General features: G+C 72.0%; 18 protein-coding genes. 10 read left to right on the top strand and 8 right to left on the bottom strand.

Annotated elements, in window-relative coordinates:
* Positions 1–46 precede the first annotated feature (46 nt).
* From AB0M79_RS00550 to AB0M79_RS00540, 3 genes are all read left to right on the top strand, one after another.
* The gene (locus tag AB0M79_RS00550; protein WP_364206351.1) at positions 47–3,520 is read left to right on the top strand and encodes a discoidin domain-containing protein; all 3,474 of its coding nucleotides are present in this window, start codon (positions 47–49) and stop codon (positions 3,518–3,520) included.
* A gap of 124 nt (positions 3,521–3,644) precedes the next feature.
* Entirely contained in the window at positions 3,645–4,706 is a 1,062-nt protein-coding gene (locus tag AB0M79_RS00545) for a LacI family DNA-binding transcriptional regulator (RefSeq protein WP_364206349.1), read from the top strand.
* A gap of 58 nt (positions 4,707–4,764) precedes the next feature.
* Positions 4,765–5,550: a methyltransferase domain-containing protein gene (locus tag AB0M79_RS00540; RefSeq protein WP_364207582.1), complete on the top strand. Its 786-nt coding sequence runs from the start codon at positions 4,765–4,767 to the stop codon at positions 5,548–5,550.
* A gap of 9 nt (positions 5,551–5,559) precedes the next feature.
* Here AB0M79_RS00540 and AB0M79_RS00535 read toward each other — a convergent pair whose 3' ends face one another.
* Positions 5,560–6,168, bottom strand: a complete 609-nt coding sequence (locus AB0M79_RS00535) for a TetR/AcrR family transcriptional regulator (protein WP_364206347.1) — start codon at positions 6,166–6,168, stop codon at positions 5,560–5,562.
* 72 nt (positions 6,169–6,240) lie between these two features.
* On the opposite strand from AB0M79_RS00535, the gene AB0M79_RS00530 reads away from it, so the two are divergent.
* Complete coding sequence (locus AB0M79_RS00530) at positions 6,241–8,118, top strand: ABC transporter ATP-binding protein (RefSeq protein WP_364206345.1); 1,878 nt, start codon at positions 6,241–6,243, stop codon at positions 8,116–8,118.
* Positions 8,119–8,738: 620 nt separating this feature from the next.
* On the opposite strand, the gene AB0M79_RS00525 is transcribed toward AB0M79_RS00530, so the two are convergent.
* The 4 genes from AB0M79_RS00525 to AB0M79_RS00510 all read right to left on the bottom strand — a co-directional run bounded on the left by AB0M79_RS00525 (position 8,739) and on the right by AB0M79_RS00510 (position 12,981).
* Complete coding sequence (locus AB0M79_RS00525; protein ID WP_364206343.1) at positions 8,739–10,151, bottom strand: glycosyl hydrolase family 18 protein; 1,413 nt, start codon at positions 10,149–10,151, stop codon at positions 8,739–8,741.
* Positions 10,152–10,326: 175 nt separating this feature from the next.
* Entirely contained in the window at positions 10,327–11,142 is an 816-nt protein-coding gene (locus AB0M79_RS00520) for an SGNH/GDSL hydrolase family protein (RefSeq protein WP_364206341.1), read from the bottom strand.
* A 96-nt stretch (positions 11,143–11,238) separates the two neighbouring features.
* A complete protein-coding gene (locus tag AB0M79_RS00515) occupies positions 11,239–12,081 on the bottom strand; it encodes a peptidoglycan DD-metalloendopeptidase family protein (RefSeq protein ID WP_364206339.1) in 843 nt (280 codons plus the stop codon).
* A 153-nt stretch (positions 12,082–12,234) separates the two neighbouring features.
* A complete protein-coding gene (locus AB0M79_RS00510; RefSeq protein ID WP_364206337.1) occupies positions 12,235–12,981 on the bottom strand; it encodes a VWA domain-containing protein in 747 nt (248 codons plus the stop codon).
* A gap of 490 nt (positions 12,982–13,471) precedes the next feature.
* Here AB0M79_RS00510 and AB0M79_RS00505 point away from each other — a divergent pair, with 490 nt between their 5' ends.
* From AB0M79_RS00505 to AB0M79_RS00495, 3 genes are all read left to right on the top strand, one after another.
* On the top strand, positions 13,472–14,695 hold the full coding sequence (locus tag AB0M79_RS00505) for a biotin carboxylase (RefSeq protein ID WP_364206334.1): 1,224 nt from the start codon (positions 13,472–13,474) through the stop codon (positions 14,693–14,695).
* A gap of 93 nt (positions 14,696–14,788) precedes the next feature.
* Entirely contained in the window at positions 14,789–15,532 is a 744-nt protein-coding gene (locus AB0M79_RS00500; protein WP_364206331.1) for a GNAT family N-acetyltransferase, read from the top strand.
* Positions 15,533–15,579: 47 nt separating this feature from the next.
* A complete protein-coding gene (locus AB0M79_RS00495) occupies positions 15,580–16,542 on the top strand; it encodes a quinone oxidoreductase (RefSeq protein ID WP_364206328.1) in 963 nt (320 codons plus the stop codon).
* A 66-nt stretch (positions 16,543–16,608) separates the two neighbouring features.
* Here AB0M79_RS00495 and AB0M79_RS00490 read toward each other — a convergent pair whose 3' ends face one another.
* The gene (locus tag AB0M79_RS00490) at positions 16,609–20,907 is read right to left on the bottom strand and encodes a discoidin domain-containing protein (RefSeq protein WP_364206325.1); all 4,299 of its coding nucleotides are present in this window, start codon (positions 20,905–20,907) and stop codon (positions 16,609–16,611) included.
* Positions 20,908–21,425: 518 nt separating this feature from the next.
* Here AB0M79_RS00490 and AB0M79_RS00485 point away from each other — a divergent pair.
* The 3 genes from AB0M79_RS00485 (at position 21,426) to AB0M79_RS00475 (ending at position 23,184) form a co-directional block, all read left to right on the top strand.
* The gene (locus AB0M79_RS00485) at positions 21,426–22,292 is read left to right on the top strand and encodes an ATP-grasp domain-containing protein (protein WP_364206322.1); all 867 of its coding nucleotides are present in this window, start codon (positions 21,426–21,428) and stop codon (positions 22,290–22,292) included.
* Positions 22,293–22,412: 120 nt separating this feature from the next.
* Positions 22,413–22,724 carry an STAS domain-containing protein gene (locus AB0M79_RS00480; protein ID WP_357537329.1) on the top strand — a complete coding sequence of 104 codons (312 nt, stop codon included), beginning with the start codon at positions 22,413–22,415 and terminating at the stop codon, positions 22,722–22,724.
* Positions 22,725–22,737: 13 nt separating this feature from the next.
* Positions 22,738–23,184 (top strand): response regulator, encoded by a 447-nt coding sequence (locus tag AB0M79_RS00475; RefSeq protein ID WP_357537327.1) that lies wholly within the window; start codon positions 22,738–22,740, stop codon positions 23,182–23,184.
* Here AB0M79_RS00475 and AB0M79_RS00470 read toward each other — a convergent pair.
* Complete coding sequence (locus AB0M79_RS00470; protein ID WP_364206318.1) at positions 23,178–24,527, bottom strand: ATP-binding protein; 1,350 nt, start codon at positions 24,525–24,527, stop codon at positions 23,178–23,180. The two genes, AB0M79_RS00475 and AB0M79_RS00470, sit on opposite strands and share 7 nt — an antisense overlap.
* Complete coding sequence (locus tag AB0M79_RS00465; protein ID WP_364206315.1) at positions 24,524–25,216, bottom strand: response regulator transcription factor; 693 nt, start codon at positions 25,214–25,216, stop codon at positions 24,524–24,526. The genes AB0M79_RS00470 and AB0M79_RS00465 overlap by 4 nt, the downstream gene beginning before the upstream one ends.
* Between the last annotated feature and the right edge of the window lie 13 nt (positions 25,217–25,229).

The following is a 25,229-nucleotide window of genomic DNA, read 5'->3' as shown; positions in this document are numbered from 1 at the left end:
GTCGCCGCCTCCCCGCCCGCGTCGTCGCACAGGCAGGAGTACCCCCGTGAAACCGGCATCCCCGCATACCGCCTGGCCACGCCAGGCCCGGTCACCGTCCCTGCCCCGCGGGTGGCGGGCCCTGATCCCGGTCGTCGCCCTCGCGGTCGCGGCCGTCTACGCGCTGGTCGCGCCGCCGCGCGCGGTCGCCGCGGATACGTTGTTGTCGTTGGATCGGCCGGCGTTGGCGTCGTCGGTGCAGGGTGTGGATCTGGCGGCGTCGAATGCGTTCGATGGTGATCCGGGTTCGCGGTGGGGTTCGGTGTGGGCTGATCCGCAGTGGGTTCGGGTTGATCTGGGATCGTCGGCGTCGGTGTCGCGGGTGGTGTTGCGGTGGGAGGGTGCGTTCGCGCGGTCGTTCCAGGTTCAGACGTCGGATGACGGCACCACCTGGACGTCGATCTACTCGACGACGTCGGGTGTGGGTGGTGTGCAGTCGCTTGATGTCAGCGGCACGGGTCGGTATGTGCGGATGTATGGCACGGTGCGGTCGTCGGGGTACGGCTACTCGCTTTACGAGTTCGAGGTGTACGGCACGCTCGGCGGCGGCCCGACCCCGACCCCGACGCCGAACCCGGGCGCGTGCGGGACCACCAACGTCGCGCAGGGGCGGCCGGCCACGGCCTCCTCGGCGGAGGCCGGTGACACCCAGGCCGGTGCCGCGGTCGACGGCAACACCGGCACCCGCTGGTCGAGCCAGTACGCCGACCCGCAGTGGCTGCGCGTCGACCTCGGCCAGACCCGCACCATCTGCCAGGTGGTTCTCGCGTGGGAGGGGGCGTACGGCCGCGCCTTCCAGATCCAGACCTCGAACGACGGCAACACCTGGACGAGCATCTACTCCACCACCACCGGCACCGGCGGCACCCAGACCCTGAACGTGTCAGGGAGCGGCCGCTACATCCGCATGTACGGCACCGCGCGGGGCACCGGATACGGCTATTCACTGTGGGAGTTCCGGGTCTTCGCCACCGGCGGCCCCGGCCCCGGCCCGACCGACCCGCCCGGCAACTGGCAGATCGTCTGGAGCGACGACTTCACCGGCGCCGCCGGCACCTCGCCGTCGGCCGCCAACTGGCTGCTGCGCACCGGCACCCAGTACCCCGGCGGCGCCGCCAACTGGGGCACCGGCTCGGTCGAGACCGCGACCGCGTCGACGAACAACGTCTACCTCGACGGCGGCGGCCGGCTCAACATCCGCGCCATCCGCGACGGCGCCGGCAACTGGACCTCCGGCCGGATCGAGACGCAACGCGCCGACTTCACCCCGCAACGCGGCGAAATGCTGAAGTTCAGCGCCGTCGTGAAGCAGCCGGACGTCGCCAACCAACTCGGCTACTGGCCGGCGTTCCGGGCCACCGGCGCGGCGTTCCGGGGCAACTTCAACAACTGGCCGACGATCGGCGAGACCGACATCCTCAGCGGCGTCAACGGCCGCAACCAACTCTCCCAGACCCTGCACTGCGGCACCGCCCCCGGCGGGGTCTGCAACGAGTACGACGGACGGACCAGCGGCCTGGCCACCTGCTCCGGCTGCCAGACCGGATACCGCGAGTACAGCCAGGTGATCGACCGGACCAAGACCGACGAGGAGATCCGCTTCTACCTCGACGGCCGGCAGACCTGGGTCGTCCGGCAGAGCCAGGTCGGCGTCGCCGCCTGGCAGGCGGCCGTACACCACGGCTTCTACCTGCGGTTCGACCTGGCGATCGGCGGCCTCTACCCGAGCGGCGTCGCCGGGTTCACGGTGCCCACCCCGGACACCACCTCCGGCGGCATCCTGAGCATCGACTCCGTCTCGGTCGCCCGCGCCACCGGCACCACCGCGCCGGCGATGACCGACCCGCCGGTGCCGGCCGGACCGAGCGTCGTACGGGTCACCGGCGGCCAGGGCAACTGGCAGCTCCAGGTCAACGGCGCGCCGTACGAGGTCAAGGGGTTGACCTGGGGGCCGCCGCAGAACGCCGGCGACGGCTACCTGCGCGACCTGGCGAACATGGGCGTCAACACGATCCGCACCTGGGGCGTCGACGACGCGCAGACCCCGGCGCTGCTCGACACCGCCGCCCGGCACGGCATCAAGGTCATCGTCGGGCACTGGCTCAACCAGGGGGCCGACTACGTCAACGACACCGCGTACAAGACGTCGGTGAAGAACGAGATCGTGGCCCGGGTCAACGCGCTCAAGGGCCGCCAGGGCGTGCTGATGTGGGACGTCGGCAACGAGGTCATCCTCACCATGCAGGACCACGGGCTGTCGGCCGCCGAGGTCGAGGCGCGCCGGGTCGCGTACGCGCGGTTCGTCAACGAGGTCACGCTGGCCATCCAGGCGGCCGACCCGAACCACCCGGTCACCTCCACCGACGCCTACACCCACGCGTGGACGTACTACAAGGCGCACTCGCCGGCGCTGAACCTGCTGGCGGTCAACTCGTACGGGGCGATCGGGACCGTGAAACCGGACTGGATCGCCGGCGGCCACACCAGGCCGTACATCGTGACCGAGGCCGGGCCGGACGGCGAGTGGGAGGTGCCGAACGACGTCAACGGCGTGCCGACCGAGCCGACCGACCTGCAGAAGCGGGACATGTACACCGCGAGCTGGAACGCCGTGAAGTCGCACCCCGGCGTGGCGCTCGGTGCCACCGAGTTCCACTACGGACTGGAGAACGACTTCGGCGGCGTCTGGCTCAACGTGACGACCGGCGGCTGGCGCCGGCACGGCTACCACTCGCTCAAGCGCGCCTACAGTGGACAGACCTCGGCCAACACGCCACCGGAGATCACGAGCATGACGGTCGGCTCGCAGACCGCGGTGCCGGCCGGGGGAGAGTTCACCGTCTCGGTGAACGCCACCGACCCGCAGGCCGACCTGATCCGCTACAACCTGATGTTCAGCGACAAGCACGTGACCGGCAACCGCGGCTTCTCCAACGTCACGTTCACCCAGACCGGCGACGGCCAGTTCCGGGTCCGCGCACCCGAGCAGCTCGGCGTGTGGAAGGTCTACGTCTACGCGTACGACGGCCACGGCAACGTCGGCATCGAGCAACGGTCGTTCCGGGTGGTGCCGCCGACCCCGCCGGGCACCAACGTGGCCCGCGGCCGGCCGGTCACCGCGTCGTCGTACCAGCCGACCGGGACCAACGGCCCGCAACTGCCGGCGTACGCCGTCGACGGCGACCACAACACCCGGTGGGCCAGCGAGTGGGTGCCGACCGCGTGGTTGCAGGTCGACCTCGGCGCGGTCACCAGCTTCAACCACGTGCAGCTCGCGTGGGAGGGCGCGTACGCCAGGGCGTACCAGGTCCAGACGTCGAACGACGGCAGCACCTGGACCACCGTCTACGGCACGACGTCCGGCAACGGCGGGTTCGACAGCCTGAACGTCACCGGCTCCGGCCGGTACGTGCGGGTCAACGGCACCGAACGCGCCACGACGTACGGCTACTCGCTGTGGGAGTTCGGCGTCTACCGCTGAGGTCCACGTCTCCGTCTCCGGTCCGCCCGCGCCGGGCGGGCCGGAGACGTGTGGCGCGGCGGTTCAACCGGCCGGGCGATGACATAGGAGAGCGCTCTCCTTACCGCGTGCTATAAATGCCGCCATGAGCAGTGGGGGGACGAGTAACGCCACGCCCGGACAGCGGCTGCCCACCCTCGAGGACGTCGCCGCCGTCGCCGGCGTCTCGCGGGCCACCGTCTCCCGGGTCATCAACGGCATCCGCAACGTCGACCCGCAACTGCACGAGGTCGTCTGGAACGCCGTCGCCCAGACCGGGTACCTACCCAACCGCGCCGCCCGGTCCCTGGTCACCCGGCGCACCGGCACCGTCGCACTGGTCGTCTCCGACTCCGAGACCCACGACGACGATCCGTTCATGAGCCGGTTCTTCGCCGACCCCTACTTCGGCCGGGTCGTCGGCGGCCTGATGAGCGTGCTGCGTCCTAAGGGGATCCAGCTCGCCCTGCTGATGGTCGGCACCCCCGACGCCCACGCCCGGCTCGTCGGCGACCTGCGCCAGGGCCAGCTCGACGGCGCCGTGCTGCTGTCCATGTACGCCGAGGACACCCTGCCACGGTTGCTCGCCGACGCCGGTGTCGCCGCCGTCATGATCGGCCGTCCGGCCCGGCCGATGCCGCTCAGCTACGTCGACCTCGCCAACGACGCCGGCGGCGCGCTCGCCGCCGGCCACCTGGTCGCCCGCGGCTGCCAGCGGATCGGCATGATCTCCGGCCCGGTCGACGTACCCGCCAGCCACGACCGCAGCACCGGCTTCCGGCAGGCCCTCGCCCGCCACGGCCACGCCTACATCCCGTCGGTCGCCGGCAACTTCACCCACGACAGCGGCGAGCAGGCAATGCGCCAGCTCCTCGCCGGGAACCCCGGCCTCGACGGCGTCTTCGTCGCCAACGACCTGATGGCCACCGGGGCGCTCGCCGCGCTGCGCGAGGCCGACCTGCGGGTGCCCGACGACATCGCCGTGGTCGGCTTCGACGACAGCAGCGCCGCGCTGGCCGCCCGGCCGCCGCTGACCACCATCCGGCACCCGCTGGAGGACATGGCCGCGCAGGGCGCCCGGCTGCTGCTGGCCCGCGTCGACGACCCCGACCTGCGGGTCACCTCGGCCATCTTCGAGCCGACCCTGGTCGTCCGCGGCTCCGCCTAGCGTCCGCCGCCCGCTCCGGCGGCTAGCATCCGGGGAATGCGGCACGCGGAGTTCACCGATCCGCGGGACCGGCCGGCTGGCACTCCGCCTCGCCGCCGCCGGCCACCGCGTCACCGGGGCCGATCCGGCCCACGCGTCCCTGGCCGCCGCCCGGGCCAAGCCGGGCGCCGACCGGGTGACCTGGATCGAGGGTACGGCCGCCGTCCTGCCCCGGCGGGCGTTCGACGTCGCGGTCATGACCAGCCACGTCGCGCAGTTCCTCGTCACCGACGCGCAGTGGCGGGACACCATCGGGGCCGTGGCCGGGGCGCTGGTCCCGGGCGGGCGGCTGCTCTTCGACTCGCGCGACCCGGCGGCCCGGGAGTGGGAGCGGTGGAACCCGGTCGACTTTCGCCGCCGGGTGTCGCTGCCCGACGGTTCCCGGGTCGGGATCTGGACCGAGGTCACCGCCGTACGAGACGGGGTGGTCAGCTTCACCCGGCACTACACCCTGCCGCACGCCGTGCTGCGGAGCACCGCGACGCTGCGGTTCCGGACCGAGGACGAGCTGCGGTCCACACTGGAGGCGGCCGGGCTGGTGGTAGAACGCGTCCACGGCGGCTGGGAGCGGCAGCCGGTGGGCGCCGGCGACGGGGAGTTCATCGTCGTCGCCCGCCGGTCCGCCGGGTCGCGCAACGGTGACCGGCGCGGCCGGTGGGTCGTGTGGCGCCAGGACGACAACGGCAACCGCTACGAGGTCGCCCGCCGGGAACTGCGCGCCGACGCCGACGACCTGGCCGCCGCGATGGAGGCGCGTGGGCACAAGCAGACGTACTGGGTGGCGGCCGCCGACCGGCCGGGGTAGGGGCGCCGGTCAGCGCGGGCCGGCGAGTGCTCCCTCGAAGGTGCGCAGGGTCAGCCGCAGCACCTCGTACCGCGCCAGGTTGCCCTGCGTCGTCACGCTCCACGCGGTGTAGAGATGCGCCCACAGGATGCTCTCCAGCCAGTACGCCGGCAGGCCGGGATCGATCGATCCGTCGTGCTGGCCCCGCCGTACGGCGGCCTCGAGCGCCGGGGTGCACTGACCGGCCGGCTCGGACCCGCCGGCGCCCGTAGCCGGCTCGTCAGGCCCGGGGCAGGGCACCTCTGCCGTCCCCTGCAGTTCGTCGAACACCAGCGAGAGCAGGTCGCCGAGTTCGAAGTACTCCTGACAGAGCCGGAGCAGCGCCTCGGCGCCGGTGCCCTCGTCGAGACGGGCCCGGGTGATCGCCTGTTCGAGCCGGAGTTCGCCCTCGGCGTCGATCGCCGCGATCAGTTCGGCGCGGTCGGCGAAGTAGCGGTGCAGCGTCGTCCGGCCCACGCCGGCGGCGGTGGCGATCTCCCCGAGGGTTGCCGCGCGGTCCTGCGCGAGCAGCCCGATCGCGGCGTCGATGATCGCCTGCCGGGTGCGGGCGCGGGTGGCGGACTGCTGCTGATCACTCACGTGATGAGCGTATAACGTTCCTATCCGGTAATCCACTTGACCGTAGTGGAACATCTGTGTTCCAGTTGGGCAGTGACTGATACCGCGCCTCCCGTACCGTCAGCTCCGACCGCACCACCCGACGCCGGCGGCCGGTTCCCCCGGCTGCGGCTGCTCGCCTCGTTCGTCGCCCCGCACTGGCGGGTGCTGCTGCTCGGCCTGGTGCTCGGCCTGATCGCCAACGCCGCCGGCCTGGCCACCCCGATGGTCACCAAGTGGGTCCTCGACTCCCTCGGCGCCTCCGCGTCGATGACCGGCCCGATCAGCGTGCTGCTGGTCCTCGTCGTGGTCGGCGCCGCCATCTCGCTCTGGCAGTGGATCCTGCTCGGCACGCTCGCCGAACGGGTCGTGCTCGACGCCCGCACCTCGATCGTCCGGCGCTACTTCGCCGCCCGGATCGGTGCCCTCACCCGGCGCCCGACCGGTGAACTCGTCACCCGGGTCACCTCCGACACCGGGCTGCTGCACGAGGCGTCCAGCAGCATCGTCGGCCTGGTCAACGGCGCCCTGGCCCTGGTCGGCACCCTCGTCCTGATGGGCGTGCTCGACCTGGTCCTGCTCGGCTGCACCATCGCCGCCGTCATCGTCGTCGGCATCATCATGGCCACCCTCATGCCCTCGATCGCCAAGGCCCAGGAGCAGGCGCAGGAGTCGGTCGGCAAGCTCGGCGGCGCGCTCGAGGGAGCCCTGCGCGCCATCCGTACGGTCAAGGCCAGCCGCGCCGAGGCCCGCCAGGGCGACAAGATCATCACCACCGCCCGGGAGTCCGCCAGCCACGCCGTCCGCGCCGCCCGGCGTACGGCCCAGGTCTGGACCATCGCCTGGACCGGCATCCAACTGTCGATCATCGTGATCCTCGGCATCGGAGCCTGGCGCGCCGAACTCGGCCTGCTGGAGATCTCCAGCCTGATCGCGTTCCTCCTCTACGCCTTCCAGCTCATGGGCCCGATCACCGAACTGACCCAGAACGTCACCGCGCTCCAGGCCGGCATCGCCGCCGCCGCCCGCATCCGCGAGATCGAGGCGATCGAACTCGAACACCGCGACCCGGTCCGGCCCGCCGGCCCGGCCGCCGCCGAACCCGCCCGCCCCGACGGGCCCGTGCTCGCCCTCCGGGACGTCTCCGCCCGGTACGGCCCCGACAGCCCGCACGTCGTCCGCGACGTCACGCTCGAGGTGCCACGACGCGGCCACATCGCGATCGTCGGCCCCTCCGGCGCCGGCAAGACCACCCTGTTCTCCCTCCTGCTGCGCTTCCTCGAACCGGAGCACGGCGAAATCCAGCTCGACGGCCGGCCGTACGCCAGCTACACCAACGACGAGATCCGGGCCCGGCTCGCGTACGTCGAACAGGAAACCCCGGTCGTGCCCGGCACCATCCGCGACAACCTGCTCTTCACCCACCCCGACGCCAGCGACGACGAACTGCGCGCCGTACTGGCCGCCGTGCAACTCGACGAGAAGGTCGCCGCGCTCGACGACGGCCTCGACACCGACCTGACCACCAGCCAGGTCTCCGGCGGGCAGCGGCAACGCATCGCCCTGGCCCGGGCCATCCTGCGCACCCCGGACGTGCTCCTGCTCGACGAGGCGACCGCCCAGGTCGACGGCCTGACCGAGGCGGCACTGCACCGGTGCATCCAGGAACGGGCCGCGACCGGCGCCGTCGTCACCATCGCCCACCGGCTGTCCACCGTGCTCGACGCCGACCAGATCGCGGTCATGGAGGGCGGGCAGATCCGGGCCCGGGGCACCCACGCCGAGCTGTACGCCACCGACGACCTCTACCGCCAGCTCATCGAGGCCCTGCGGATCGCCGCCGACGGCGGCAAGCCACCGGCCCACGTCCCCGCGGAACGCATCACACCCGTCGCCGACCCCGTCATTCATCCCGACCCCGCCCTGGCTTGATGGCCGGCCCCGCCTCCGGCGGGGTTGGTTCGCTCCAAGTTGGCTGGTCCTGCGTCCAGCTGGGCCCGCTCGCTTATCCGTCGCCGGTTAGGTGGCTGGCGCCCAGATCACAACGAACGACGCAGCGCGCACCCACATCGGCCCTCGTTCGACGGCCCGGCCGAGGGACCGCACGGCAGGAAGAACGCTGATCTGAGCAGCAGGGACCTTACCCGTCCGAGATAAGGTCTCTCCCGCCCAGATCAACAGATGGCACGACGATCCCGACCAGCCTGACACCTGACGATCAGGCCAGTGCGCTACCAACGGCCACGATCGGCGGAGCAAGCGGCGGACCGCGGTAGACCGCGCCACAGTCGCGAGTCGACCGAGCGCCGCCGCACCGTCTGGAGCCCGGGAACACGCGGCGAAGCCGTCATGCCCGCAGAGCGAAGACGGTGCATCAGGCGGCGCGAAGCGGAGCGAGCCGGCCCCGCCGGGGGCGAGGTCGGCCAACTCCGGGCGGGGACCAGCCAACTCGGAGCGATGCAGCCCTGCCGGAGGCGGGACCAGCCAACTTGGAGCGAGCCGGCCCCGCCGGGGGGCGGGGCCGGCCAGCTCAGCCGAGGAGGCCAGCAAGGTCAGCTTGGCAACACCCAGCGTTGGTTGGCGCCGGCGAAGCAGTCCCAGATCTGCAGGCGGGTGCCGTCGGCGGAGCTGTTGTTGGAGGCGTCCAGGCACTTGTTGGACTGCGGGTTGCGCAGGGTGCCGTTGGACTGGGCCTGCCAGACCTGCGCACCGGTGCCGTTGCAGTCCCAGAGTTGGACGAGCGCGCCGTTGGCGGTGGAGCCGCTGGCGACGTCGGCGCACTTGCTCAGCGCCCGCAGGGTGCCGTCGGTGCCGACGGTCCAGCGTTGCGCGTTGGTGCCGTTGCAGGTCCAGAGCTGGATGGCGGTGCCGTTGGCGGTGGCGGCGGAGGCGACGTCGACGCACTTGCCGGCGATGCCGGTGATCTGGCCGGTCCGGCCGCCGGGCGGGTTGCCGCCCATGATGGTTTCGTAGATGGCGCTGACCAGCGACGTCGAGTTGTTGGTGTCCTGGGACAGTTCCCAGTTCATCATGCCGCCGGCGTTGGCCAGGGCCCACTGGGTCTTGCGCCGGATCGTCGGCAGGCCGTTGTAGCACTGCTGGGCGCCGTTGACGGTGGTGCAGTCGCGGTTGGCGTTGGCCGGGTCCATCGCGACGAGGCTGGCGTAGGTGTGGTAGCCGGGGCGGCTGTAGAACGGCACGCCGAGGACGGCCTTGCCGGCCGGGAGGCCGCGGGACTTCCAGAAGTTGACGCTGTTGATCGACCAGTCGTAGTTGGCGTGTGGGCTGCCGCCGTCGTACGCCATGATGTTGAGCCAGTCGACGTAGCCGAAGACGGCGGGCTGTACGCCGTTGGCGGTGCCGCCCTCGGAGACGACGGCGGCGGTCAGGAGTTTGCCCTGGGGGCGCAGCGCGTTGCTGAGCTGCTGCATGAGCAGTGTGAAGTTGTTGGCCGAGGTGCCGGGGTCGGGATACTCCCAGTCCATGTCGACGCCGTCGAGGCCGTACTGGTTGACGAAGCTCACGACGCTGTTGACGAAGGTGGTGCGGGTGCCGGCGCTGCTGGCGAGGGCTTCGAAGGCGGAGTCGTCGCCGTTGTTCCAGCCGCCGATGGCGATCGACACCTTGACGTTGTTGGCGCGGCCGAGCGACACCAGTTGGGTCAGCTTCGACGGGTTCTCCACCGGCCGCAGGGTGCCGTTGGCGTTGGGGAGGACGAACGCGTAGTTGATGTGGGTGAGTTTGCCGTACTGCACGCTGTTGACGTTGCCGGCCCAGGACGGCATGTAGCCGACGCTCTTGAAGCCGTTGGGGAGGACGACGGCTTCGGCGGGGGCGGCCGGGGCCAGCGCGGTGAGTGCGCCGGTGGCGGCCGTCAGCAGCGCGACCGCGCCGGCCAGGAGTCGGGTACGGGACGGGCGCGGCCGGTGTGGGGCGGCGCCGCCTGGGTGCGTGGATCCGGACATCGGCGATCCCTTCAGGGACGGGAAGAGGGAACTGGCTGGGCGTACGCCGATCGCCGCATCGGTCGTACTCGATTGATCCCAGAAATATTAGGAAAGTTAACTATTGAAGTCAATGTGTGCCGGGCGCGCGAAAGGGGCGCCGACCGGTGGCCGGCGCCCCTGCGGTGGTGGATCGTCAGCTCTTCGCGGCGAGGGTCGCGGCGCTCCGGAAGACCGGCAGGTAGCCGCCGGACTGCCCGTTGGCGGTCGGGTGGTAGGAGACGCCGATGTCGGCGAAGTTGACCGCGTGCAGCCACTTGTCGCCACTGCACAGCTGGTGGCCGATGAAGCGCGGCCGTACGTCGCCGAAGGTGAAGCCGTGCCGGGCGGCCGCCGCCGAGATGATGTCGTTGGCCAGGTTGATGCCCGAGTTGATCTTCGCGCGGGACTGCTCGCTCAGGCCGAGGCAGATCGGGGTACCGAGCTGGTAGAAGGTCGGGTAGCCGAGCACCACCACGTCGGCGTTCGGGGCCCGGTTCTTGATTCCGTTGTAGACGTTGTCGAGCCAGCCCGGCAGTGAGGTGCGGGCCAGGTTCTCCGCGTTGGTCACCGCGGCGAGGCAGGCGTTGGTGCCGGCCAGCGCGCAGGTCGTCATGATGTTGGCGAACCCGACGTCGTTGCCGCCGATGACCACGCTGACCAGCGTGGTGGTCGCGCTGAGCGCGGAGAGTTGGTTGTTGACGACGTCGCCGGTCTTGGCGCCGGAGCAGGCGACCGAGCGGTACGAGGCGGGGGCGTTCGTGTTGGCCCAGAGTTGGGGGAACGCGTTGAGGCTGCGCTTGCAGCCGCCGCTCTCGGCGGTGTAGCTGCCGGCGCCGACGCCGGAGGCGTACGAGTCGCCGAGGGAGACGTAGTGCTCGCCGGCGGCCTGGGCGGGGGTCGCCAGTCCGAGCGCGACGACGGCGCCGGCCACGAGACCGGCGAGCAGTGTGGCGGTGCGGGTACGGGCCATGTGTTTCTCCTGGTCTGGGTGGGGGACGGCGGTGGTTATTTCATAGCATTTGACCGATGGATTGGGAAGCATCCCATTTGGGATATTCCATTGAGGTCAGTCCCAGCGGTCCTCGTTGAGGAACCGCGCCACGCCGCGCCAGGAGTTCGGTCCCATCACCCCGTCGATCGGGCCGGTGTAGCCGTAGCGCGCGGCCAGGCGCTGCAGTGCCGCCCAGGTGTTGGGCCCGGGTACGCCGTCGATCGGTCCGGTGTAGCCGTGATGGTCACGCAGTTCGCGCTGCATGGCGGCGTACGTGTTGACGCCCGGTACGCCGTCGATCGGCCCGGTGTAGCCGGCCTCGATCCGCAGCCAGTTCTGCGCCCGCTTCCAGAAGATGGTGCCGGGGATGCCGTCCTGGGCGGTCGACGTCTTCGGCAGCCGGCCACCGCCGCCGAGCCCGGCCAGATAGTCGAGCGGGTTGATCCGCTGGCCGCTCGGGTTGATCATGTGCCAGTGCACGTGCGGTCCGGTCGATGACCCCGACCCGGGCGCCCCGGCGGCGCCGCCGGAGCGTCCGACGACCACGCCGGCACCCACCACCGCGCCGTTGCCGAGGACGAAGGCCGACAGGTGCATGTACTGGCTGCGGTAGCCGTTGGGATGGTGGATCGTGACGGTGTGCCCGCCGGTGCCGTTGTTCGGGATGTTCTGTATCGAGCCACCACCGCAGGCGGGCAGGTTGGTGCCGACCGGCATCGGGTAGTCGATGCCGCCCAGCGACCCGCGGTTGAGGTGCGCCTGCCAACCGTCGGAGATCGGCCGGCCGGCGAACGGGTTGTAGAAGTTCGAGGCGTGCGCCGGGGTGGCGACGGCCAGGCCACCGCCGACGACGGCGATGCCCGCGGCCGTGCCCCGGAAGAGGGTGCGTCGGCTGAATCCGGGGGTCGGTCCGGCCATGCTGCGCTCCTGTCGGTCGTGGCCTCCCCGTCACGGCCAACCAGGGCTGTGCCAGCCCTGAACGAGCGCTAACCTTATCGATATGTATGAGTGTGGATCAACCCTTTGGCTATCCCCGACCGGCTGGATATCCGGTGGGAGCGCTCCGGGCGGTCAGGTCGTGGGGAGTACGCCCGCGGCGCGGGCCGACACCAGCCACTGCGGGAACTCACCCATCAGCTGGTCGTAGAGTGAGCCGGCGGGGATCGACCGCGGCTCGGTGCCGGCGGCGAAGAACCCGGCGTTGTCGACGATCCGCTTCCCCGGCACCGGCAGGTCGTCGAGCCGGCGCAGGAACGTGAACTCGTCGTCGCCGAAGCCGATGAACTGCCAGAAGATCGGGAGCCGGGCGGCGTCGCACAGCGTACGGGTGGCGGCCGTGCGCGACGTCGGCGATCCGTCGGTCTGGAAGACCACGAACGCCGGTGCCCGGCTGCCCGACGCCCGGTAGTGCGCGATCACCGCCTGCATCGCGGCGGCATAGTCGGTCCGGCCCATCGGGCCGATGCCGGCCCGGATCCGGTCGACGGCGCCGGCGTGGTCGCCCACCGACACCTCGACCGGCCGGTGCGCCACGGTGTCGAAGAAGACGACCGGCACCGAGCCGTCGTCGTCGAAGTGGGCGGCGAGGGCGAGGACCTGTTCGGCGAGCCCCTGCACCGAGCCGTCGCGGAAGTACGGGCGCATCGACCCCGAGTGGTCGATGACCAGGTAGACGGCGGCCCGCTGGCCGGTGAGCCGGAACTTGTCCAGACTCACCCGCGCGCTCTTGTAGAGGTCGACCAGGGCCGGGGCGGCGGCCTGGAACTTGTCGAGGCTGATCGCCGGTCCGCTCGTGGTCTTGTCGTGGTCGATCGGCATGCTGTCCTCCGGGGGCGGCTGCGGTCCGCCCATCATGCGCGAGGGCCGGTGCGACCGCGGCCACCCGGCCGTCCGGCGTGTCGGTCGCCCGGGTCCGCCCGGCGCATGTCCGTCCAATCTGGTCAATTGCCGACGGTGAATGTCTGCGAGTGATCGTGGATTCGTCTGTCGTTAACCGCAGAGATTCCCACCTAACAATGTTTACATTATGTCCTGTCAATGTGTATGTATCTGGCATGAGGGTCGTGAAATTGCATCGGAGTCTGGTCTGAGCGCTTCCCAGGGCGGTTATCGGCTCGGTACCATCTGCGACGCCGAATGCTTGCCGCGAATGCGTCCGACCGGTCACCGACCAAGCGGTATCCGCCGACCATCGCCCTCCCCGGGCGAGCTGTGGAGGTTTCGTCATGCCTGCTCGCATCCAGCACGCCGCAGCGGCCCGGCGGCCCGATCCGAAACGCCGGCCGGCCGCGGGCACCGGGGTCGCCGGATGACCACCCTCCTCATCGGGCACGCCCCGCAACTGCTGCGCGACCATCACCATCCGCCCCGCTCTGTGCTGCTGGTGGAGACGCCGCAGACCATCGCCCGCCGCGGCCTCTACCGGGCGCCCGCCGACCACGCCGCCGTCGCGGCCGTGGTGCCGGTGCGCCGGCTGGAGACCGAGACCGTCCTGTCCGCGCTGACCGCCTTCGCGCCCGATGCCGCCGTCGACCGGGTGGTGCCCGGCACCGAGGCCGGGGTGCTCGCCGCCGCCGGGGTGGCCCGGTTCCTGAGCCTGCCCGGGGCCGGCCTGCGGGCCGCCACCGTGTTCCGCGACAAGATCGCGTTGCGCGAGACGGCCGTCGAGGCGGGACTGTGCCAGCCGGCGTGGGCCGAGGTCACCCCCGCCACCGACCTCCGCGCGGTCTGCGCCGAACTCGGCGGCGACGGGTTCGTGCTCAAGCCCGCCGCGGCGGCCGACCGGGTCGGCGTCACGTACTTCGACCCGGCCGCCGACCCGGCCGCCGCCTGGCACGAGACGACCACCGCCGTGCCGCCGGGGAACGGCCGGCGCCGGACCCGCTACCTGGTCGAGCAGCGGCTGACCGGCGCCGGGGTCGGCGTCCAGTGCCTGGTCCACGACGGCGAGATCGTCTTCACCGCCGTCACCGACCGGCACCGCCAGCCGGGTGGGCATCCGGCCGAGATCGGCCACCAGGTGCCCGGCCCGCGCGGCTCGGCCCAGCGGGACCGGCTGACGACGTCGATGCGGCGCCTGGTCGAGGCGGCCGGGCTGGGGTACGGGATCCTGCACGGCGACTGGATCCTCACCGACCACGGGCCGGCCCTGCTCGGCTGCGCCGCCCGCATCCCCGGCGACCGGATCATGGAACTGCTCGAACTCGCCTACGAGAGCCCGCTGACCGCCCACTACCTCGAACTCATGGCGGGCAACCGCCCGACGCCGCCCCGCGACGCCACGCGCGGCGCCGCCATCCGCTACCTGACCGCCGATCCGGGCACCGTCCGCGAGGTGATCGGCGCCACCGACGCCGGCGGGCTGGCCGGCGTACACGGGCTGGTCGTCGACGCCACGTACGGCCGGCGGATCGGCCCGGCCCGGCCGGCCGGGAACCGGGTCGGATACGTCGTCACCACCGGTCCCGGTGCCGACGACGCCTGGGACCTCGCGGGTCAGGCCGCCGGGCTGGTGAAGATCGCGGTACGGTGATCGACGGCCGGAGCCGACCGGCGGCACCGCGACAGGAGCACCACTGATGCGAGCGAACGGCGTCACCCGCGCCGACCGGCCGGCGGGTGTCCGGTGAGCGGTCCCGGCGTCCTGGTCGACGGGGCGGCGTCCGGCGCCGACGGTGTCCATCCGCTGGACAACCCGGTGTGGTCGGCGCTGACCGGCCCGCACGCCCCGCTGGCCACGGCGCACGGCCGGGCGGCGGCCTACCCGGCCGAGATCACGCCGTTCGTCGGCCTCGCCGACGCCCGCGACCCCGCCGCCTGGGCCGACCTGGCGGCCCTGCTCGCCCCCGGCGTGCGCGTCCTGCTGCCCAGTGTCGACGCGGTCGTACCGGCCGGCTGGGAGATCGCCCGCGAACTCGGCGTGCAACTGGTCGACGTGGCCCTGGCCACCGCCGAGGAGCCGGAAGCGGTGGCACTCGGCGTCGACGACGTACCGGAGATGCTGGCGCTGGTGGCCCGGACCAAGCCCGGCCCGTTCCTGGCCCGGACCGTCGAGACCGGCCGCTACCTCGGCATCCGCCGCGGCGGCAGGCTGGTGGCGATGGCCGGCGAACGGATGCGGCTGCCCGGCTGGACGGAGATCAGCGCCGTCTGCACCGACCCGGACCACCGTGGCGCGGGGCTGGCGACCCGGCTGGTGCGGGCGGTCGCGGCCGGCATCCGCGCCCGTGGCGAGGTGCCGTTCCTGCACGCCGCCGCCAGCAACACGGGCGCGGTCCGGCTCTACGAGCACCTCGGCTTCCGGCTGCGCGGCACGATGACCTTCCACCTGTTGACCCGGCCGGACGACGGTCCCGCACCGCCCGGCTGAGCCGGCCCGGCCTACGATTGCGGGCGGTCGTGGCGGAGGGAGTGACGATGGACGTGATCCGGGTCTCGCGGACCGGTGACGCCGGGGTGCTGACCCCGCAGCGCCTCGACCCGCCCGAGCCGGGCCCCGGTGAGGTGCTCGTCCGGCTCGCCGCCGTCGGCGTCAACTACATCGAGGTCTACCACCGCACCGGGCTCTACCCGATGCCGCTCCCGTTCACCCCGGGCAGCGAGGGCGCCGGTACGGTCGTCGCGGTCGGTGCCGGCGTGACCACACCCGCCGTCGGTGACCGGGTCGCCGGAGCCGACTTCGCCGGCGCCTACGCCGGGTACGCGCTCGCCCCGGCCGACCGGGTCGTACCGGTCCCGGACGGTGTCGACGACGAGGTCGCCGCCGCCGCCCTGCTGCAGGGGCTGACCGCCCACTACCTGGTCTTCGACGCCTACCCGCCGCGGCCCGGCGACATCGTGCTGGTGCACGCCGCCGCCGGTGGCGTCGGGCTGCTGCTCACCCAGCTCGCCACCGCGCTCGGCGGCCGCGTCGTCGCCACGGCGTCCACCGAGGACAAGCGCCGGCTGGCCACCGACGCGGGCGCCGAGTGGACCGTCGGGTACGACGAGTTCCCCGACCGGGTCCGGGAGCTGACCGGGGGAGCGGGCGTCCCGGCCGTCTACGACAGCGTCGGGCAGGCCACCTTCGACGCGAGCCTGGCCAGCCTGCGCCGGCGCGGCACGCTGGTCCTGTACGGCCAGTCCAGCGGCCCGGTGCCGCCGTTCGACCTGTCCCGCCTCGCCGCCGGCGGATCGCTCTACGTGACCCGCCCGACGCTGGGCAGTTTCGTGGCGACCCGCGACGAACTCGTCACCCGGACCGACGACCTGTTCCGGCGGATCGCGGACGGGTCGCTGCGGATCACGATCGGCGGCCGCTACCCGCTGACCGAGGCGGCCCGCGCCCACACCGACCTCGAGTCCCGCCGGACCACCGGCAAGCTCCTGCTGATCCCGTAGCCGGGCCCGGACACGACGGTGCCGCCGGGAGGGGCGTCCTCCCGGCGGCACCCATCGACCGCGCGGTTACGGGTTGATGTTGATGGTGAACGTGCTCGTGGTGTTCCTGATGTTGGTGTGGTTGTTGCTGAACCGCAGGTTGTTGAAGGTCACCGAGCCGACCGCCGGCCCCTGACCCGGTTCGGGCATCTCGTTGGCCCACAGGCCGAACCCGGACTTGGCGTCGAACGCGTCACCGCTCTTCTGCGCCCCGGAGATGGAGATGTTGGTCAGCACGGTGTCGGTGATCGGGTTCTCCGGCTGGCTGCCGTTGTACTTGGTCTGGAACATGATGCCGGAGTACGTCGGATCGACGATGTCCACATCGGAGACCCGGATGCCGCGGAACTCCTTCGAAGCGGAGAACATCCAGATCGCGCCGAAGGTCTGCTGACCCCAGAAATGGCCACCCGCCCGGATCAGCGAGATGTTCTGGAAGTGGGTCAGACCAGGCCCGAACCCGACGAACGCGTACCCGAAGTCCAGCGAGCTGATGGTCAGCCCGGAGTACGTCAGCATGTCCGCGATGTAGAGGTTGCGGAACGTGTTGTTGTAACCGCCGTACACCGCGACGCCGGCGGCCCGCCAGGTCAGGGTGGCGTTCAGGTTCTCGAACACGTTGCCGTTGTTGGCGCCCCCACCGCCCTGGTCGACGGCGGAGAACAGCGCGAACGCGTCGTCGCCGTTGCCCCGGCCCTCGGAGTTGGTGATGGTGTTGTTGGTGCTGCCGTTGGTCAGGTTGACCGCGTCGGCGAACGTGTTGCGGAACCGGCTGTCCTTGATGGTCAGGCCGCTGACGCTCACGCCCCAGTACGCGCACACGGTGTGCTCGACCCAGACGTTGTCGATCGTCATGTTGTCGACGTCCTTCAACTCGCCCCAGACCTTGCCGGGCCCGTCGATACGCGACACGTAGTTGCCGAAGAACGCCAGGTGCGAGAAGGACGACCCGCTGGCCGAGGACTGCACCCCGAAGCCGGCGTCGGTGTTCTCCTGGCTGGTCGGCGTCTGGAACCTCGTGTACCAGATGCCCGCGCCGACGACCTTGACCGGCTTGCCGTAGATCTGGAACTTCTGCGCGGTCTCGTACGTGCCCGCCGGCAGGTAGACGCCCTCGAGGTTGCCGGTGGTGTCCATCCGCACCCGGTCCAGGGCGTTCTGCACGTCGGAGTGGGTGAAGCCGGTCGGCACCGCGTACCGGGCCGGGTTCGGGTTGGCCCGCGGCGACACCAGCTCGGTGTTGACGAAGTCGACGGCGTACGTGGTGCTGTTCGCCGGGTCCTTCTGCAGGCGGATGGTGCTGCCGGCCGGGATCGTCGAGTTCAGCATCACGTTGGCCTCGTCGTAGATGTGGCGCGGGCCGCCGGCACCGGGGGAGTTGCCCGGGGCCGCCTCGTTGCCGTAGAGCCACGAGTACTTCGAGGTCACGTTGAGCGCCTTGTGGAAGGTGCCGTTGACGTAGATGTTCAGCGTCGAGTCGATCCCGCCGCCGCCGGGCGCGTCCGGGATCGAGACCCGGGCGACCAGGGTGTTCGTCGCCGCCCTGGTGGTCCACTGCACGTAGGAGCCGGTGCTGTTCAGCGTCACCGCGCGCCGGCCGGACGCCTCGCCGGCGATGTCGCCGATGGTCCGGTTCGGGCCGACGATCTGCGCGCCGCCGCCGACCGTGCCGTCCTCCGCCTCGTACATGTCGTACGGGAGGTTGGCGCCGCGGCCGACGAACAGGGCCTGCTCGCTGGTGTTGTTCTCCCGCTTGACCGGCAGTTCGTTGCCGTCGGCGGCGAGCACCACCCGGACGGTGTGCCGGCCGTTGGCCGCCGTCCAGGTGCCCAGGTTCACCGGCGCGGTGGTGGCACCGGCGGCGATCGTGCCGGTGTACGAGCCGGTGAGGGTGCGTACGGCGGTGCCGGCGTCGTTGAGCACGGTCAGCGTGATGCCGTGCGCGCCGCCGGTCGAGGCGACCGTGCCCTGGTTCCTGATCGTCACCGAGAAGTTGACCGTGTTGCCGGCCGACGGGGTGCCCGGCGACCAGGTCACCGCGCCGGCGACCAGGTCGGAGCTGTCGACCGGCCGGACCGTCAGCGGCGTCGGGCTGGTGAACTCGTTGTTCGCGTCGTTCTGCTCGACGACCGTGTTGGCCTCGTCGACCCGGCCGACGACCTGGTACGTGCCGGCGTTGCGGGCGCCGATGTTGGCCGTCACGGTGGTCTGTGCCCCGGCGGCGAGCCCGCCGACCGCGGCGGTGCCGACCCGGGTCGTACCCAGGTAGAAGTTGACGTTCGTGGCGCCGGCCGCCGCGGTGCCCGCGTTGCGGACGGTGGCGGACAGCGTCACCGCGTCGGTCTCGACCGGCGACGCCGGCGAGGCCGTGATGCCGGTGATCGTCAGGTCCGGGTTCGGCGCCGGTGTGCCGATCACCTGCAACTCGGCGACCTGACCGTTCGACGACCCGCTGTTCGCGGTGAACTGGAGCCGGACGTCGGCGGCGGTGGCCGAGACCGGGATCGTCACGATGTTGCTCGACGCCGGGTTGAAGGTGTACGGCGCCGAGGCGACCAGGCTGGTGAACGACGAGGAACTCTGCTCCCGGCCGAGCACCTGCAACGTCTGGGTACGGGTGGCCCACGCCGTGGACGGGCTGAGCTTCAGCACGACCGCGGTGATGCCGGCGTTGGCGCCGAGCGAGACGGTCAGCGTGCTCGGGTAGGCGCCGGGGGCACCCTCCCAGTAGGTGTTCACGTCGTCGTCGTTGGCGTTGGCGGCGTTGAACACGTGCACGGTGGACGACGCGGTGATCGGCTTGCCGACCGCCAGGTTCGACCCGGGCGGGTTGCTGCCGGTGCGGGTGACGGTGTTGCTGTTGGCCGACTGGTTGCCGGCGGCGTCCTTGGCCCGTACGTGGTAGGAGACGGTGGCGCTGGCGGGCTGGTTGTCGGTGTACGCCAGCACGTTGCCGGCCACACTGCCACGCAGGCTGCCGTTGGCGTAGATGTCGTAGCCGGTGACGCCGACGTTGTCGGTGGCGGCGTTCCAGGTGAGCCGGATCTGGCCGGTGGCGGGCTGGGTGTAGGCGAGGTTCGTCGGCGCGGTCGGCGCCTGCGTGTCCCCGGTCGACCCGGTACGGGTGACGGTGTTGCTGTTCGTCGACTGGTTGCCGGCGGCGTCCTTGGCCCGTACGTAGTACGAGACCGTCGCGCTGGCCGGCTGGTTGTCGGTGTAGGTCAGTACGTTGCCGGCGACGCTGGTGCGCAGGGTGCCGTTGGCGTAGATGTCGTAGCCGGTGACGCCGACGTTGTCGGTGGCGGCGTTCCAGGCCAGCCGGATCTGGCCGGTGGCCGGCTGGGTGAAGGCGAGGTTCGTCGGGGCGGACGGCGGCTGGGTGTCCCCGGTCGTCGGGCCGTAGACCTCGAACTCCGACAGTTGCGCGGCCGGCCACACGTTGTTGGCCGTCACGTGCACCCGCAGGTAGCGCACCGTGGTGGTGTTGAAGTCGATCGTCACGGTGTTGTTGGCCGCCGGGTTGAAGACCCGCCCGGCCGACGCGGACACGGTGCTGAAGGTGCTGCCGTCGGTGCTGCCCTGCACGCTCAGCGTCTGGGTGCGGGTCTCCCAGCCGGCCGGCAGCTTGAGCACGGCCCGGTTGACGGCGACGGCGGCGCCGAGGTCGACGCGGAGCCACTGCGGGAAGGCGTTGTTCGCGCTCTCCCAGTAGCTGGCCTGGTTGCCGTCACCGGCGTTGCCCGGCCCGTACGGCGCGTTGCTGCTGCTCGATGTCAGCGGCCGGCCCTGGGCCAGGTTGCCGCTGCCGCCGGTGGTGGCGCCGTAGACCTCCAGTTCGGCGATCTGCGCGGCCGGCCACCCGGTGTTGGCGGTGACGTGCAGCCGTACGAAGCGGGTGCTGGTCGCCGGGAAGTCGATCGTCACCGTGTTGCCGTTGGCGGGGGTGAAGGCGTACCCGGTCGAGCCGACGATGGTGGCGAAGCTGGTCCCGTCCGGGCTGCCCTGCACGGCCAGGGTCTGCGTCCGGCTCTCCCACCCCGCCGGGAGCTTGAGCACCACCTGGTCGATGCCGGTGCTGGTGCCCAGGTCGATCTGGGCCCACTGCGGGAAGGCGTTGTTGGCGCTCTCCCAGTAGGTGCCCGGGTTACCGTCGTTGATCCGGTTGGCGGTGTGCTCGGCGTTGGAACTGCTGGCCGTGGCCGCCTTTCCCGCCGCCAGGTTGGGGCCGCCGGCCGCCGCGGCCGGCAGGGCCGGTGCCGCCGACACGGCGAGCCCGGTCGCGAGCGCCGCCGCGATCAGCCGCCACGCTGCATGTTTCCTTCTCATTCGTTCCTCAAGCTCTCATGGTCTCGGGGGTGTGCGAGGAGCCGGGACCTGGTCGGGTGGTGGCCGGGCGTCGCCGGTCGGGCCGACCGTCTGATGCGGTTCGCCGTGGCGCGGATCGTGGCGGCCGGGGGAGTGCCACGTGGTGTCGGGGGCGGTGCCCACGGTGGGCCCCGGTCGCGCGGCGGGTTCGTCATCGCGGGCCTCCCGGTGACGGTCCTGTCCGGACGTGAACATGGATGGTGAGCCTGTCCAGAAGTTGCGGACAGAAGTTCGATGTCAAACATGTCCTTGCCGCAATTTTGCGGAGGGTCGGCCAAATGTTTCAGACGCGCGACGGTCGCGTCAACGGTTGAAGTCGATGGATGTAGTCCTGGCCGGGCCGTGGCGGCGATTCATGGTGATACGTCCCGATCGACACCACCCACCCCGCCGGCACCTCGCCGGACCCGTCGGCACCGAGCAGGTAGGGATGGCCCCGCCGGCCCGGCCCGGTGGCCTTCCTGCGGCACGATGTGCCGGTGATCCTGCTGCTGCCCGCCGACCCGATGCGCCCGCGCCGACCCGACGAACACTTCGCCGCCGAGGCGGCGGCAGCCCGCGACCTGGGCTTCGACGTCGTCCTCGTCGACCACGACGCGCTGGCCCGGCCCGCCGACCCCGAAGGGCCGGCGCCCGTCCGTACCGTGGCCCGCACCACCGCGACCGGCGCCGCCTTCTACCGGGGCTGGATGCTGCGCGCCGGACGGTACGCCGCCCTCGCCGCCGTGCTACGCGAGCGGGACATCGCCCTGCGCACCACGCCGGAGCAGTACCGCCGGGCACACGAGTTGCCCGGCTGGTACGCCGACCTGGCCGACGTCACGCCGTACTCGGTCTGGACCACCGGCGCCGACCGGGCCGGCTTCGACCGGGCCCGCGCCGCGTTCGGGTCCGGTCCGGCGGTGCTGCGCGACTACACCAAGTCGATGAAGCACCACTTCGACGAGGCGGCCTACATCGCCGACGTCGCCGACGCCGACGCCGCGTGGCGGGTCGCGTCCCGGTTCCTGGAACTGCGCGACGACGAGTTCGTCGGCGGGCTGGTGCTGCGCCGCTTCGAGCGGTTCGTCTCGGCCGAGGTGCGCACCTGGTGGGTCGACGGGCGGCCGGCGCTGGTCACCGCCCACCCGGACACCCCGGGCCGGCCGGTGCCGGCGGACGTCGACCTGTCCGAGGTCGCGCCGCTGGTCGCCGCCCTCCGGCTGCCGTTCGTCACGGCCGACCTGGTCCTGCGCGACGACGGCCGGTGGCGGGTCGTCGAACTCGGCGACGGTCAGGTCAGCGACCGCCCGGCCGGCACCGACCCGGCCGACCTGCTCGCCGCCCTGCGGCCCGCCGTCCGCTAGCCGGCGTCGAACCGGGCCACCGGCCGCCCGGGCGTACGGCAGGCCGACCGCCCGTCGATGCGGTGGTCGGCGGCGCGTACGCTTGCCCCACAGCAACTATCGGGACGAGGGAGAGCGGTCTTGACGCTGGCCATCACGCGCGGTGAGTCCGACGGCACGGCCGTACTGCGCCTGTCCGGCGAACTGGACATGGCCACCGTGCCCGTGCTCAACTCCGGTGTCGACGAACTGCTGGGCGACGGTCGGCACCACATCCTTCTCGATCTGGAGGGGTTGGCGTTCTGCGACTCCGCCGGCATGGCCAGCTTCGTCCGGGGCGACAACGAGTGCGCCGCACGTGGCGGCTGGCTGCGGCTGACCGGCTTCACCGGTCCGGTCGAGCGGGTCCTGCGGGTCACCGGGCTGGTCGAAGTCCTCAACTACGAACACTAGGCAGGTAGCAACGATGGTCGAAGCCCCCGCCACCCCCGTCCGGATTCTCGTCGTCGACGACGACGCCGGCGACGTGCTGATGATCGAGGAGGCGCTGGCGGACTCCGGTATCGACAAGACCATCGACATCGTCGGCGACGGCGAGGAGGCCATGGAGTTCCTGCGCCGCGAGGGCCGCCACCACGACGCCCAGCGGCCGGACATGATCCTGCTGGACCTCAACATGCCCCGGATGGACGGCCGTCAGGTGCTGACCCAGGTCAAGAGCGACGAGAGCCTGCGGACCATCCCGATTGTCGTGCTCACCACGTCCAGCGCCGACAACGACATCCTCGGCAGCTACACGCTCCAGGCCAACGCCTACGTCACCAAGCCGATCGACCTCGACGAGTTCAACGAGGTCGTACGGCACATCGACCAGTTCTTCGGCCGGATCGTGGTGCTGCCCCGGCGTCAGTGACCCGGCGCGCCGCGCGCCGGCTCCGGCCGACCCCGGCGGAACCGCCGCCCCCGGCCGTCCGCCGGGGGCGCGGCAACCGGGCGGTACGACATCTCCACCCGCGCCCCACCCAGCACGTCACCACGGTCGATGACCAGCCGCCCGCCCGCCTCGGCGGCGACCCGGCGCACGATGTCCAGCCCCAGCCCGGTCGACCGGGCCCCGCTGACCCCGCGCCGTACGGCCGACGCCGAGTCGGCGATCCCCGGCCCGCCGTCCTCGACGGTGAGCGCGTCGCGGGTCAGCGTGATCCGGAACGGCGTGCCGGCGGCGGTGTGCCGGAAGACGTTGCCGAGCAGGGCGTCGACCGCGCCGATGACGTCGGCCCGGCCGGCCGCCAGCCACACCGGCTCGGACCCGCCCCGCACCTCCCACCGCCGGCGCTGGTGGGTCGCCGGCACCGTCCAGAACGCCAGCCGGTCGGCCAGCACCTCGGTCAGGTCGGTCACCTCCGGTTCCGCGCCGGGCAGCGGCCGGCGGGCGCTGAGGATGATCGCGTCGATCTCCGCGTCGAGCGCGTCGACCGACTCGCGTACCCGGTCGGCCGCCCCGCCGGGCGGTAGCGCGTCGGCGTCCAGCCGCAACGCGGTCAACGGCGTACGCAGCCGGTGCGACAGGTCGGCCGCCCGCTCCCGTTCGGCGTCGACCAGCGACACGATCCGGTCCGCCATCGTGTTGAACGCCGTACCCGCCTCGGCCAGCTCGACCGGGCCCGCGGGGCGTACCCGGGTGGTCAGGTCCTCGGCGCCGAACCGGCGGGCGGCGCCGGACAGTTCGCGGGCCGCGGTCACGACCCGGGCGCCGAGCCGGTCGGCGAGCGCCACCGATCCGGCCACCAGGACCGCGGCCAGCCCGGCCATCGCCAGCCACGCCGTGCCGACCCCGCGCCGCAGGTCGGCCGTCGGCACGAACACCTCGACGACCGCGGTCCGGCCGCCGTCGAGCGCCGTCGGCTGCAGGTAGGCGAGCCCGCCCGGGACGTGCGCGGTCACCGGGTGGCGGCGGTCGCGGACCAGGGCCACGTCGGCGGTCGCGGCCCGGGGCGTGCCGACCGGTTGCTGGTCCGGCAGGTGCAGGACCAGCCGGTCGTCGGCGCCGGCGGCGGTCGTGGCGGCGGCGCGGGCCAGCACCGCCCGGTCGTCGGTGACCGCGATCGCGGCGACGATCGCGGTGGCCTGCTGCCGGGCGTCGGCCAGCGCCCGGTCGTGCGCGATCTGCTGCGCCAGCAGGGCCAGCGGCAGCAGGAACGCCAGCGCCACCATCGACGTCGCCGCGAGCGCGCCGCGGACCAGCGCCGACCTCACGACGGACCGACGAGCATGATCCCCACGCCGCGTACGGTGCGCAGCAGCCGGGGCTGCGCCGCCGTCTCGCCCAGCTTGCGGCGCAGCAGCGAGATGTGCGCGTCGAGGGTCTGGTCGCCGCCGACGAACGGCTGCCGCCACACGTTGACGAACAACTCGTCGCGCGGCACCACCCGGCCGGCCCGCTCGCCGAGGTACGTCAGCAGGTCGAACTCCTTGCGGGCCAGCGGCAGCGGCTGCCCGTGCAGGGTCGCGGTGCGGGTGTTCGGGTCCAGCCGCAGCGGCCCCACCTCGACCGGCGGCGGCAGCTCCGACCCGGCCGGCACCGGCCGGCCCCGGCGCAGCACCGCCGCGATCCGGGCCTGCACGTGCGCGGCCGAGAACGGCTTGGTCACGTAGTCGTCGGCGCCGGCGTTGAGCAGCCTGATCACGTCGTTCTCGCCGCGCCGGGCCGTCGCCACGATGATCGGCACGTCGCTGACCGCCCGGATCATGACGAGGGCGTCGGCACCGTCCATGTCGGGCAGTCCCAGGTCGAGGATGACGACCGCCGGTGGCCGGGCGGTCACCTCACGCAGCGCCGCGAGGGCACTGTCCACCGGGCAGACCGCGTAACCGGCCTCGGACAGCGCGTGGGTCAGCGCGCGCCGGATCGCCGGGTCGTCTTCGACCAGGAGCACGAGGGGCATGGTGGCACCGTAC

Source organism: Polymorphospora sp. NPDC051019 (assembly GCF_040683055.1).
GTDB lineage: Bacteria > Actinomycetota > Actinomycetes > Mycobacteriales > Micromonosporaceae > Polymorphospora > Polymorphospora lycopeni.
The sequence above is the reverse complement of the archived record's forward strand: the minus strand, read 5'-3'. Positions and strand labels throughout refer to the sequence as shown.